Source organism: Pseudomonas sp. GL_091 (assembly GCF_057837725.1).
Window position 1 is genome coordinate 3,131,236 of the sequence record NZ_CM174451.1, and the last position, 12,482, is coordinate 3,143,717.

The following is a 12,482-nucleotide window of genomic DNA, read 5'->3' on the forward strand; positions in this document are numbered from 1 at the left end:
AACGCGCATTTTAAGCGGCGCCTTCCATGCAGCCCGCAGCGGCTGTACTTATCATGCAAACAATTTATCAGGTTGGCCTGCTATCTGATTTTTAATCATATTAGGTTATTCCCAAAAAGAATTTCACTGAGGTTTTTTATGCGAATAGCATGAAAACCGAAGCTCACGCATGGCACCTCTGGCCATGTTCTTTATGAGGAAGGAAGCCTGATGACTGAAAAGACCTTCGATACATCGAGCGCCAGCAGCTCGTTTTCCGTCACCAAGGCTGCTCGCCACACAGGTGAGTTGCAGGGCGCGTCGAAGCTGCTCCCCAATTGGCTGCGCAACTGGCGGACACCAGAAGTGTTGCTGCGTTTGCTCAGCCCGATCGCGCTGTTGCTGTTATGGGAACTGGCGTCGCAAGCGGGGCTGATTCCGCAGCGTGTCATCGCGGCGCCCTCGCAGATCGGCGGGACACTCTGGGCCATGATCGCGTCCGGCGAACTGGGCAAGCACTTGCTGGTGTCACTGCAACGGGCGCTGGTGGGCTTGAGTATCGGCGTCAGTGTTGGTGTGGTCGCGGCCTTGATCAGCGGGCTGTCCAAGCGCGGCGAGGTGATACTCGATTCACCGCTGCAAATGCTGCGCACCATTCCTTCGCTGGCGTTGGTGCCGCTGTTCATTCTCTGGTTCGGTATCGGCGAATTCACCAAGATTGCGCTGATCGTGACCGGCACGACCTTCCCGGTGTACCTGAACCTGTTCGCCGGGATTCGCAACATCGACCCCAAACTGATCGAGGCCGCCAACACCCTGGGCCTGAGCCGCCGCGAGTTGATCTGGCACGTGATTCTGCCGGGTTCCTTGCCCTCATTCTTTGTCGGCCTGCGCTACTCCCTGGGGATTTCCTGGTTGGCGCTGGTGTTCGTCGAACAAATCAATACCACCGCCGGCATCGGCTTCCTGGCCAGTGATGCGCGGGACTTCATGCGCACCGACGTGATCGTCATTTGCCTGCTGATTTACAGCGTCCTCGGTCTGTTGATCGACGGACTGATCCGCACGCTGGAGCGTTTCGCCCTGGCCTGGCGCCCAACTTTTGTGAGGAATTGATATGTCGAGCATCGATCTTCTGGACGCGTCCAAAGCAATACATTCGGCAGCACCGGTACAACTGCGCAATGTGGTGCGCCAGTTTGGCCAGCAACGGGTCATCGATGGCCTGGATCTGGATATCGCTCCCGGCGAATTCGTCGCGTTGCTCGGGGCCAGCGGTTCGGGCAAGACCACATTGCTGCGCAGCCTGGCCGGGCTCGACAGCATCGACAGTGGTCAGTTGCTGGTGCCGAAGGCGAGGGCGGCGGTGTTTCAGGAGCCGCGCCTGATGCCCTGGAAGCGCGCCTGGAAAAACGTGATTCTCGGCCTGCACATCCCGGACGCCAAGGCTCGCGCAGTGCAGGCGTTGACCGAAGTGGGGCTGGCTCATCGGCTCGAAGCCTATCCGGCCACGCTCTCCGGCGGCGAAGCGCAACGCGTGGCCCTGGCTCGTGGTTTGGTCCGCGAACCCAAACTGTTGCTGCTGGATGAACCGTTCGCTGCACTCGATGCGTTGACCCGGATTCGCATGCATCGGCTGATCATCGAGTTGTGGCGTAAACACACGCCGGCGGTGTTGCTGGTGACCCACGATGTGGATGAAGCCATCCTGTTGGCTGACCGGGTCATCGTGCTGGCCAATGGCAAGATCGCCGACCAATTGACCATCGATCTGCCCCGGGCCCGAGACTCCGGCCAGGAAGGTTTTCAAGCCATCCGCGCGCGGTTGCTGGGTCTGTTGGGCGTTGAAGTGGAAACCGCTACCGTCGCTGAGCGCCGGGCACCCAACACTTCGGTCCGGCGTTTCGCCCATGGCTGATTTCGCTTCCAGTCTATTGATTCAGGGAAGGTCCGCCATGTCGTTACGCGTATGGAAATCTGCAGCTGTGTTGCTCTCGGGAGCCGCTCTGCTGCTCAGCGGTTGCGGTGAAACGGTCGACAACAAAACGGCATCCGCTGTCCAGTCTGACTTGTCTGGTGTGACGCTGGTGCTGGGCGATCAAGCCAAAGGCTTGCGCACTGTGGTCGAGGCAGCGAATGCGCTGGAGGGCATCGACTACAAGGTCGAGTGGGCGAACTTCCAGGGCGCGGCGCCCTTGTTCGAAGCCCTGCGCGCCAGCGCCGTCGATCTGGCCCCGGCCGGTGATACGCCAGTGCTTGCGGCCGCCACCGGCGGGACACCGTTGCGCATCGTCGCCGTTCGGCGCAGTCAATCAAGAGGGATTGCGATCCTGGTACCCGCCGATTCGTCCATTCATGACGTGGCGGATCTGAAAGGCAGAAATGTCGTGGTGTCTTCGGCCCGAGGCAGCATTTCCCAATACCTGTTGATTCGCGCACTGGCTAATGCCGGGGTTGACGAGAAAGACGTCAATGTCGGCTTCGTCCTGCCGACCGACGCGCTGGCGGCATTCAATGCCGGCAAGATCGAAGCGTGGGCCACGTTCGGTATCTATCAGGCGTTTGCCGAGCAGCAGGGCGCACGGGTGTTGATCAGCGGCGAGGGCATCAACACCGGGCTGACTTTCATTACCGCCTCGGATGAAGTCCTCAATGACCCGCTCAAGCGCAAAGCGCTCAGTGACGTGCTGCAGCGTTTCGCCAAGGCGTTCGAGTGGGCCCGGCAGAACCCTGACGAGTACGCCCGGGTCTTCGCCAAGGTCAACGACATACCGCTGGATGTCTCGCAACGCCTGCGCAGTTGGGGCGACGAGTCGCTATTGCCGGTCGAGTCGCGGGATGTCCAGGCCTTGCAGCAAGTCGATGATTTGCTCGTGGAAAAGAACATCTTTCCCCATCGCGTCGACGTGGAGAAGCTCACGGACACTGCGGTGTTTTCCGCGGCACCGTTGACGGTGACGCAGTCAGAGTCGGCGCGGTAGTCCGGGTCGCGGCGCAAGTTCAATTTGATGAATTACAGGAGTCTATCAATGGGCAATGTCCAGAGCGCCTCAAGTGCCGTAGAGGTGTTCCGACACCCGCTACCCGGCGGCGAACTGCTCGACCTTGGCCGGGTTTTTCGCGAACCCCTGGCGTTGTCGCGGCTGCACAGTACGCCCAAGCGCGTGTTGAGTCGTCGCGAAGTGGTCTTGTTGGGTGTGCTCGCGCTGGTGTTGCATGGTGCGGTCATTGTCTGGATCAACCAGGCACCTGCGCCTCAGCTGCCCGTGGTGCCGCCGCAGATTCCGCCGATGACCATCGAGTTCTCGCAACCGGCACCACCGGTGGTGGTACCGCCGCCCGAGCCGATCCCGCAGCCGGTGGTCGAACCGCCACCGCCGGTGGAAGATGAACTGGCCGTGAAACCACCGCCACCCAAACCGGTCCCCAAACCAAAACCGGTAGTCAAGCCTGTGCCTAAACCCGTGGCAAAACCTGTGGAACAGCCGCCTGCACCGCCACAACCGATCGCCGCGCCAGCTCCTCCGGCACCGCCTGCATCAAAACCGGTGACGCCGGCCTCGGCTAGCGCCGCTTACTTGCGCAATCCGGCACCGGAGTATCCGTCGCTGGCGATGCGTCGTGGCTGGGAAGGCACGGTGTTGCTGCGGGTGCATGTATTGGCCAGCGGCAAACCGGGTGACATCCAGATCCAGAAAAGCAGTGGCCGCGATCAACTCGATGACGCGGCGCTGGCAGCGGTCAAACGCTGGAGTTTTGTGCCGGCCAAGCAGGGCGATATCGCCCAGGACGGCTGGGTCAGCGTGCCGATCGACTTCAAAATCAAATAGTTCAACTCAATCGCTAAACACCGCGGGCTACCTGACACAAGGCGCATCGCTACAACCGATCCAATGCCTTGCTGGAGAGCCTGACCATGAACCTAATCGCATCCCCTTTCGAATCCATCGAACACGCCGTCATCTGGCTGTTGATCCTCTTTTCCGTCGCGACCTGGGGCCTGGCCTTGCTCAAGGGTTTGCAGTTCATCCGCCTGAAGACACAAGACCGAAAATTCCATAAACAATTCTGGGCCGCTTCCAGCCTGGATTCGGCCGCCGAACTCGCCCATAACCAGCCTGGCGCGGCGGCCCGCGTGGCGCTGGCGGGATATGCGGCCATTCAGGTCAGCGACAACCAGAGCACCGATCTCAGTCAGTCGATCAACCACCAGGACCGTCTCGAACGTGCCTTACGCCAGCAGATCGTGCGTGAACGGCGTTCGCTGGAAAGCGGCCTGGCCATCCTCGCCAGCATTGGCAGCACGTCGCCCTTTATCGGACTGTTCGGGACTGTGTGGGGAATTATGTCGGCGCTCAAAGGTATCAGTGCGGCGGGCTCGGCGAGCCTGGAAACCGTCGCCGGGCCGATCGGTGCGGCACTGGTCGCCACGGGTGTAGGCATCGCCGTCGCGGTACCGGCGGTGCTGGTTTACAACTACTTCCTGCGTCGCCTTAAGCTGACTGCCGCCGACCTGGATGACTTCGCCCACGACTTCTACAGCCTGGCGCAGAAGCACTCGTTCCGCGTGCTGTTGCACCCGGTATTGAGCAAATCCGGCGCCACGGTCGCTGGCCAGATAGTCAAGAAGGCCTCCTGATATGGCCTTCTCAACCCAAGACAGCGATGAAGTGCTCAGCGAGATCAACGTCACGCCCCTGGTGGACGTCATGTTGGTGCTGCTGGTGGTGTTCATCGTCACCGCGCCGCTGCTGACCAACGCCATACCGATCAACCTGCCAAAGACCGAAGCGGTGGCGCCAGTGGAGCAGAAAGATCCGCTGGTGGTGAGCATCGACGACAAGGGCAAGGTGTTCATCAACAAGGACGAAATCCAGCCTGACTTGCTGGAAACCAACCTCAAGGCCGCCAAGACCAAAGACGCCAAAGTGCGGGTACAGCTTCAGGCGGACAATGGGGTGAACTATGGCGAAGTGGCCCGCGCCATGGCGTCCATCGAGCGGGCGGGAATTACCAAGTTGTCAGTGATTACGGCGAAGTAGGAGGAAACCGACCCAATACAGATTCAGAATCGAGTTCACCCCCGTTTCATGAGTAAAAGAACTCTTGGATTTCGAAGGGCCGGACGCTGGTCGTGAGTATCGTTTTTCGATCCGGACACAAAAAAAGCGCCGCTTACTGAGCGGCGTTTACGGCTGCATGCAATTTGTTCGGCTGCAACAAAGAGAGGCCACGATCTCTAGCTCCGGTCCGGCATTTTCTGAAAAAGCTGTTTCAATCCCGTTCCTTAGGATTACAGATGCTGGCGAGAGATCATTCAAAAATTAGCCGTTAGTCGAAAAGCTAGACTTCATCCAAGGTGTGGGCTGAAGTGTGGGCTGGGAAACTTTACCAAAAGTCAGAAACGACAAAGCCCTGAAAAATCAGGGCTTTGTCGTATAAAGATGGCGGAGGCGATGGGATGCGAACTCATGGACAGTCGACGGTTTTCAAGTCCGAGGTACAAACGCCCGTAATTCGTGGCCTGTAGCTTGTTTTCATTCTAAACAGATCATTTTTTGGCTCCGCTGGAGGCCACATTCTACAAGGGGTGGCATCAGCGTTTTGTAACGCGTTTTGCCGTTATTTTGACGGATTCGCAATGGTGCTGACGGACGGTAAACACGTTCAGTTATCGGGTATGTTCAGAGCGTGATAGCGGGCTGCAATCTGCCTAATCACGTCTCGCCCCTCATGCTCAAGATGTATTTCCACGCCGATATAACCCGCGTCGGCACACACGACGTTATATTCGCCATGGCGCAATTCAGCGACTTCCGCCACGTCGGCCTCATTGACGGCCGTGGCATGGACTTGATGTACCAGGCCCGATTCGACGTCGGCCCCGATGTGCGCCTTTATGCCAAATTAATGGAAAGCCAGGATGTAAAGACTGTATGTGACTGATATAAAACGATTTTATATTTCGCCTTACCCCGCCTATGTCATGTATGAAAGCGTCTATGCTGATTTCCTGCTTATGCAGACAGCATAAGTCGGTTGCACATCAATTTCACTCATAAGGAAATCGTCATGCAGATCGTCGACTTACCGAAGGGACGCGTCAACTTCTCCGCTAATCACCACCTGCAGTTGTTACGCTTCAAGGCAGGCCTAAGCGAAGATGTGCTTCCGGGCGTAGAAGCCATTGGACTGAGCTACAACCCGTTCCTTAGCTATGCAAGTGTGGACAGCGGAGCCGTCCAACTCTTCGACTGGTACGGTGCGAAGAAGAAAAATGTGTCGTTCAAGCCGGGTTTTGTCGTCCCTGAAATCGTCGACGTTCAGCAGAATGATAGTGCAAGCTACACAAACATCAGTGGTAGCACTATTTCCGAGTACCAGAAAAACCTTGCAACCAGCGTGGCCATTGAAGGGAAGTACAACTTCTTTAGCGGATCGCTGTCCACCGACTACGAAGAAAACTCGTTGCGCAATGCCGAAAGCGAGTTTAGCCGCATCCAGCAGTCGATTAGTCTCTGGTCGCTGCGACTGCCATCGGTGAAGTTACTACGCGACCTCATGCTGCCGCACATGCGGGAGCAGTTGGACGAGCTGGATGTAACGAAGCCGGAGGCCGTCAGCAAGTATTTTGATCATGTGGGCAGCCACTTTCTGACCGGCATCGTGATGGGAGGACGGGCCATACTCGCCTCATCGACGAACAAGCTGACGGTCAAACGCGACTACTCAATTTCGGTCGTCGCCAAAGCCAGTTACGAAGGTTTGACCGGTCAGTTGAGTGCAGAAGCCAAGGCCAAGTACGGCGAATCCATCAGCAGCTTCACCCAGAACTCCAATACCCACCAGGAAGTCCGCGGTGGCGATGGCACCAAAGCGCATGGCGTGTTCAACGGCCAGGAAGGCTTCCAGGCATGGGTCGACAGCGTTGGTGCATCGCCCGACTTCGTAGACTTCGTGCCGACAATTCCGATGCAGGAAATCTGGAGCCTGTGCAAAACCGACGAACAAGCTGACGCGATGAAATTGCATTACGAAACGATATGGGCGCCCGCGCAATCGGAGAAATACCGGCTCAAGCCGAACTACATCGACCAACTGGTGGTGATTACCGGCGGTAGTTCGACCATCGAACCGCCTGCTGGTTATGCCAAGGTTCCCTACGACCTCAATACTGGTGCCGGCGGCGATTTCATCTACCTTTGCTACCACGAGCAAGCGTGGGAGCCTGACAACCTTAAACCGGCCGTGACTGCAATCCAGATCATTTATAACCGGGAGGAGACACCGGTAGGCTATATCAAATTGCCTCAAGACCTGAACAAAGGCGCAGGCGGTGATGATGTGTATCTCTGCTACAAAGCCGACACCTACGACACCAACAACGCGGTCAACAAAGTCACCGTTATCGGCGGCGGCAACGCCGATATCAATGCGCCCTATGGTTACGACAAGGTGCCGGGAGATTTGAACAGAGGCGCCGGTGGCGAATTCGTCTATGTTTGCACATTTGTAGGCAAATAAAGCGCGGCATCAACATCGCGACGCCAACACCGGATGTGCCTAGGCCTAACAGAGCATCGCGGGATGGTTTTATCAGTGCTTCTTCTTTTCCCCGCTTCGGCGGGGATGTTTTCTGTGCTCAGGCGCTGCCTGGCGCGACATGCCTGAGCGTTTCGGGCCCTGGTCAACGGTCTACCAACGGTTTGAACCCTCAGATCATGCGCTAGGCGAAGTCCCGGGCTGACGACCAAGATCCATATGCTGTGCAATGCCAACGGCATACTGCTGCGCTTTCTGCTTTCGGGCGGACAAGCCAGTTACATCTCGTATGCCCAACCGTTGCTGGATAAAGCCTACATTTGCAGTCTGCGCGGTCGTCCTGGCAAACGCTGTCAATGGCTATTGGCCGACATAATCTATGATGCCGAAGCCCTACGGCGCTACTGCGATCTCACGCCCTGGACATAGACATCCGCCTCTATAGCGCGAGATGCAGGCGCAAAGGTTTGGGGTGCGATGAATGTGCGTGAGACGTTAATTATCCGCTTGTGGCCGATTTTGTTGAAAAAGTCGGCCATGGTTTGCGCATCAGAAAAGTACGCGTCCGAGATTGAAATCTTTACTTTTGGCAGAGGCATCTGGATTCGGATTTCACGTAGCAGCGTGAAAAAAAGGCGCTTTCACCAGTCAATGATCAGACAGTTTGGGCAGACCGACTTTTTCAACAGAATCGGCCGATTTCTGCCTGTCACGAAGGGCTGAAATCGGCCCAAAGTGTGTAAAAACGCCTCCGCGAATCCTTACTATGGTTCTGAGGATTCATCGCAGGGATCGCCCAGGAAGAGCCACATCGAGGTCAAAGCTCCTTGCTTCCCGGAAGCCTTGACGACTACGTCATCCGTCGATGAACTCGACCTGGCCAATCTGGATTTTGAAGGCATCGTTCCAGACGATACTGGCCGGCTTGCTTACCACCTCGCGATCCTACTGAAGATCTACATCTACGGCTCAGGCCGCCTTTCAAGTTATTTCTCATCGCTCTATTGACTGTGAGAAAACGTACTAGCAAATGGCCTTGATTGTCGTCGGGCAGCCACTAGCCTCGACAACAGGTTCTTCACTACTGGGAAAATTCGGAAGGCATCGATGACCGTCACCGTCACCCTGGCTCAGATCCGTAAACTGGCGCCGAACGTTCGCTCCAGCTACAGCACAGCTTTTGATGTGGGGCAACCGATCCTGGATCACTACGAGATCAGCGATAACCCGCTGCGAGTCGTCCACTTCATGGCTCAAGTGCTCCACGAATGCGGTGCCCTGAAGATCCAATGGGAATCGCTCTACTACACACCCAAACGCCTCCCGGAAGTATGGCCCAAGCGTTTCAAACCAAAAGGGATGCTCGAGCCCAAGGATTACGCCTACAACGAAGAGAAACTGGGCGATGCGGTATACGGCGGACGGCTGGGTAACGATCAGCCCGGCGACGGTTTCAAGTACCGCGGGCGGGGGCTGCTGCAACTCACTGGAAAAGAAGGCTACCGCGATATCACGATCTGGCTGCACCAGTGGCTGCCGGCTGCCCCGGATTTCGTTATCGATCCGGACGCGGTGCTCAGCCCTGATTGGTGCCTGCACGTTGCCGCGGCGAAATGGAAAGCAAGCGGTTGCAACAAGTACGCAGATCGGGACAGTGTCACTGAAGTGACCGAAGCTATCAACGGTGGAACGGTAGGCTTGGACGAGCGCAAGGACTGGACGAAGAAGACGCGAAAAATCTGGCTCTGAATGACCGGCACGCAACACCATGTAGACAGGAGAGCGCTCATGAGCGACCGAAGCAATGCAGCGATGTTGAGATTTGATCCGGCGTTTGCGTCGTTGCGCGATGGCCTTTCGGTCTCTCAGCAGATTGGCGATTCACTTTGGGTGGCCAACGACGAAACCACGAGCCTGGAACGCCTGAAAATCCAGGTTCCTGCGCCCGGTGACGTCGTGAGGTGCGATGAGCACCAATCGTTCCAGCTCTTGGAGTATCTGGTCCTGCCCGTACCGAATCAAGACGCCGAGATCGATATTGAGGGCTTGGCCTATGCCCAGGACAGTGGTTACCTCTGGGTGGTGGGCTCCCATAGCCTGAAGCGAAAGAAGGCCGAGGCTGGCAATCCTGCACAGAAGAATATCAATCGCCTATCGACGGTAGAGGCGGACGGCAATCGCTTTCTGCTGGCCCGCATACCTGTGGTACAGCAGAGCGACGGCTATGCACTCGCCAGAAAGGTGGACGCCGATGGACGTACGGCAGCGCAGCTAAATGGCAACAAAGTCGGTAACGACCTGACCGCGGCAATTGCTGAAGATCATCAGCTACGCGACTTCCTGCGTATCCCGGGTAAAGACAACGGCTTCGATATTGAAGGGTTGGCGGTGATCGGCTCGCGCCTTTTGCTGGGGCTGCGTGGACCGGTCCTTCGCGGCTGGGCTGTGTTGCTGGAGATCGAGACCGAGCTGAACGACGCCTCGACTGACACGCTGGTGCTCAAGAAGATCGGCCCGGATGGGCGCCGCTACCGCAAGCACTTCTTCGCTCTAAACGGCCTCGGCGTGCGTGACCTGTGCACTAGCGGTGACGATCTGCTGATCCTGGCGGGTCCCACCATGGACCAGGACGGTCCGGTTACGGTCTACCGGTGGCGCGGCGGTTTCGCCTCCGACGAGGAACGTGTGGTCTTTACGGATCAATTGGAGAGGGTGCTGGAGGTGCCTTTCGGGCAAGGCAACGATCACGCTGAGGGCATGTGTCTCTTCGAATCGGGAGAGCAACTTGGGGAGGTTCTGTTGATCCTTTACGACTCCTCGGCGAAGAGGCGTAAACACGGCGATACAGATGTAGAAGGGGACCTGTTCATCCTGAATTAGCCCGCGCACCTCGACGTCATCACGGCCTGTAGACCAGCTTGCATCGTTCGCACGTAATGCAATCAGGGGTGGTCACTATGAACAGAACGCCTGTTGCGGTGTTGCCAGTGCTGTTGATGCTTTCCTCGTGTGCGCTGTTCGATACTTACATTTCATCGGCAGAAATCGAACGCGAAGTGCTCATTGAGCGCAATTGTCCAAAGGCCTTATGGATTGATCTGCTTTAGAGGGGAAGAGAGCAATGCAAATAAACAGCAGGCTAAAGTTTCTGGTTCTTGCATTTGGATTTATTGGGTTGACGGGTTGACCTACAATAGCTCCCTATAACCAAAAATCTTACGAGCTGACGACATCTACCAAGGCAGAAGCACTTGCTGTTTTGGATAAGGCATCTGACCCCTACAATACTCATATAAAAGAAGTAGAGAAACTGAGACTGGAAGTCGAAAAAGCTTATGAGTATGCCAACGGCATTCCAAAGAACGAGGTTGTAGTGGGACTGTGGAATGAAATAAGAGGGTACGTCTATCGCGTGGATAAAAAGCAATGGGTAGCCAATGATAATGGCAATTTGTATTCGACTTTGGAGTTGTGGAAACGCAAAAAAATACTAAATGCGAGTGCTGTTGATGAAAAGAAAAAGCAAATAGCTTCCAGCTTCGATCAGATAATCGGGTTGGAAGGTGGGAAGAACAAAAAATAGCATTCTGGAGCTGTTATGGCTAATTTTGATGATTATCTGGGTGCGTTAAAAGATCCTTTGGTTAAATTTGCAAAGGACAATTTTTCTGATTTTAATAGTGCTGCGGAAAAGGATGTAAATGACTTTTTGAAACAGGCTAGAGAAAATATTTCAAGGTGGGCCGTGCTGCTAACGGAGAAAAAAATAAACGCCGATGAATTCAAATCCTTGATTAAAGGTGAAAGAAGTCTTGGTAGGCTCCATGCGCTTAAACAGGCCGGTCTGGCGCAAGCCCGGTGGGATTTGTTTATAACGGGAGTGGTAACGATTCTGGTGAACACAGCGATTGCTGTATTTCTGTAGGAGGGTTGCCTCAGGTATTCGAAGTTTTTTAGTTGGCCAGGAGCGAGTATTAGCTTCACCTATAGTGAAGCAACGATCATCAGCAGATATTTTTTAGTTGAGTAACGCATCCATTTCTTGAGAATTCCTTCGTGGAAAAGGACGGCATGATGAACGAGTCAGATCGAAAAAAACGTAACACCGAACGACTGATTCAGTTATATCCATCGTTTCGCGCTCGGTTAGAAAATTTGATTAATCTTCTTGAGGAGAAACACCTTCGCCCTCGAATCCAAGATGCCTGGAGGTCTCCTGCCGATCAAAAAAAGGTCTTTGATGATGGCCACTCTAAATTGCTGTTCGGATTTCACAACGTTACTGCAAAGGACGGAACACCGGAGTCATTGGCTGTGGATCTCCTTGACGACGATTCTCCGCTGGACCCAGGGAGGCGGTATCTACTGCAACTGGCCGCTGCTGCAAAAAAGGTGGGGCTGGAAACAGGTATTCGCTGGGGTGTGCCCGTAAAGTTCGTCAAAGCCATTGATCAAGCAATTCATGATGAAAAGTGGGATGCCAACATCAAAGTTGGTTGGGATCCTACTCATGTCCAGCCGAGCGGAATTTCAGTTTCCGAGGCGAAAGCTGGGAAGCGGCCGATGTAATATAGGGGGGATTTGAATTGTTGCTTTGAAAGCAACTTAATGTACACATCGTAATGAGGGGCAGGGAAATGCTTTCTACTTCTATGGAAGTCTTTGCTGTTGGGCTGGCGGGTGGCGCAACTCTGGAGATGTTGCATTGGTACAACATTCGCCAGGCGGCGAAACTTCCCGCTTATGCCAGTCGACCTTTCTACTGGATTGTGACGCTGGTCATGATTTTGTCAGGCGGCGGGATGGCGTTGTTATATTTCGGTTCTCAGGCAGAGGCGATAATGACCTTTCATATTGGTCTGTCCACGCCGTTGCTCATACAGAAACTGACAACTACAACGTCTGCGATACCTGGGGGGAGGGGCAGCAATATATCCTTGGGTTCATTTCTTAACTGGTGA

Annotated in this window: 13 protein-coding genes and 3 pseudogenes; 15 read left to right on the forward strand and 1 reads right to left on the reverse strand. The window is 55.4% G+C overall.

What is annotated here, in order from left to right; all coding sequences use genetic code 11:
* The first annotated feature begins 210 nt into the window (after positions 1 to 210).
* From AC3ITY_RS14310 to AC3ITY_RS14335, 6 genes are all read left to right on the forward strand, one after another.
* Positions 211 to 1,095: an ABC transporter permease gene (locus AC3ITY_RS14310; protein ID WP_489310054.1), complete on the forward strand. Its 885-nt coding sequence runs from the start codon at positions 211 to 213 to the stop codon at positions 1,093 to 1,095.
* 1 nt (position 1,096) lies between these two features.
* Positions 1,097 to 1,897 carry an ABC transporter ATP-binding protein gene (locus AC3ITY_RS14315; protein WP_489310056.1) on the forward strand — a complete coding sequence of 267 codons (801 nt, stop codon included), beginning with the start codon at positions 1,097 to 1,099 and terminating at the stop codon, positions 1,895 to 1,897.
* Between the two features lie 37 nt (positions 1,898 to 1,934).
* On the forward strand, positions 1,935 to 2,960 hold the full coding sequence (locus AC3ITY_RS14320; RefSeq protein WP_489310058.1) for an ABC transporter substrate-binding protein: 1,026 nt from the start codon (positions 1,935 to 1,937) through the stop codon (positions 2,958 to 2,960).
* Between the two features lie 48 nt (positions 2,961 to 3,008).
* Entirely contained in the window at positions 3,009 to 3,809 is an 801-nt protein-coding gene (locus AC3ITY_RS14325) for an energy transducer TonB (RefSeq protein WP_489310060.1), read from the forward strand.
* An 86-nt stretch (positions 3,810 to 3,895) separates the two neighbouring features.
* Positions 3,896 to 4,618 (forward strand): MotA/TolQ/ExbB proton channel family protein, encoded by a 723-nt coding sequence (locus AC3ITY_RS14330; protein WP_489310062.1) that lies wholly within the window; start codon positions 3,896 to 3,898, stop codon positions 4,616 to 4,618.
* Position 4,619: 1 nt separating this feature from the next.
* Positions 4,620 to 5,021: an ExbD/TolR family protein gene (locus AC3ITY_RS14335; protein ID WP_489310064.1), complete on the forward strand. Its 402-nt coding sequence runs from the start codon at positions 4,620 to 4,622 to the stop codon at positions 5,019 to 5,021.
* 655 nt (positions 5,022 to 5,676) lie between these two features.
* Here AC3ITY_RS14335 and AC3ITY_RS14340 read toward each other — a convergent pair.
* Positions 5,677 to 5,886, reverse strand: a pseudogene (locus AC3ITY_RS14340) (transposase); the annotation flags it as partial.
* A 165-nt stretch (positions 5,887 to 6,051) separates the two neighbouring features.
* Between AC3ITY_RS14340 and AC3ITY_RS14345 the strand changes: the two are divergent.
* The 9 genes and pseudogenes from AC3ITY_RS14345 to AC3ITY_RS14385 all read left to right on the forward strand — a co-directional run bounded on the left by AC3ITY_RS14345 (position 6,052) and on the right by AC3ITY_RS14385 (position 12,482).
* The gene (locus AC3ITY_RS14345) at positions 6,052 to 7,503 is read left to right on the forward strand and encodes an MAC/perforin domain-containing protein (RefSeq protein ID WP_489310066.1); all 1,452 of its coding nucleotides are present in this window, start codon (positions 6,052 to 6,054) and stop codon (positions 7,501 to 7,503) included.
* A gap of 112 nt (positions 7,504 to 7,615) precedes the next feature.
* A pseudogene (locus AC3ITY_RS14350) lies at positions 7,616 to 7,932 on the forward strand (transposase family protein); the annotation flags it as partial.
* A gap of 380 nt (positions 7,933 to 8,312) precedes the next feature.
* A pseudogene (locus tag AC3ITY_RS14355) lies at positions 8,313 to 8,490 on the forward strand (IS5/IS1182 family transposase); the annotation flags it as partial.
* A gap of 138 nt (positions 8,491 to 8,628) precedes the next feature.
* On the forward strand, positions 8,629 to 9,270 hold the full coding sequence (locus tag AC3ITY_RS14360) for a glycoside hydrolase family 19 protein (protein WP_489310068.1): 642 nt from the start codon (positions 8,629 to 8,631) through the stop codon (positions 9,268 to 9,270).
* 39 nt (positions 9,271 to 9,309) lie between these two features.
* Positions 9,310 to 10,401 (forward strand): DUF3616 domain-containing protein, encoded by a 1,092-nt coding sequence (locus AC3ITY_RS14365; RefSeq protein WP_489310070.1) that lies wholly within the window; start codon positions 9,310 to 9,312, stop codon positions 10,399 to 10,401.
* A gap of 379 nt (positions 10,402 to 10,780) precedes the next feature.
* The gene (locus tag AC3ITY_RS14370; RefSeq protein ID WP_489310072.1) at positions 10,781 to 11,104 is read left to right on the forward strand and encodes a hypothetical protein; all 324 of its coding nucleotides are present in this window, start codon (positions 10,781 to 10,783) and stop codon (positions 11,102 to 11,104) included.
* A 15-nt stretch (positions 11,105 to 11,119) separates the two neighbouring features.
* A complete protein-coding gene (locus AC3ITY_RS14375; RefSeq protein ID WP_489310074.1) occupies positions 11,120 to 11,446 on the forward strand; it encodes a hypothetical protein in 327 nt (108 codons plus the stop codon).
* A 131-nt stretch (positions 11,447 to 11,577) separates the two neighbouring features.
* Positions 11,578 to 12,090: a M15 family metallopeptidase domain-containing protein gene (locus tag AC3ITY_RS14380; RefSeq protein WP_489310076.1), complete on the forward strand. Its 513-nt coding sequence runs from the start codon at positions 11,578 to 11,580 to the stop codon at positions 12,088 to 12,090.
* Between the two features lie 68 nt (positions 12,091 to 12,158).
* Entirely contained in the window at positions 12,159 to 12,482 is a 324-nt protein-coding gene (locus AC3ITY_RS14385) for a hypothetical protein (protein WP_489310078.1), read from the forward strand.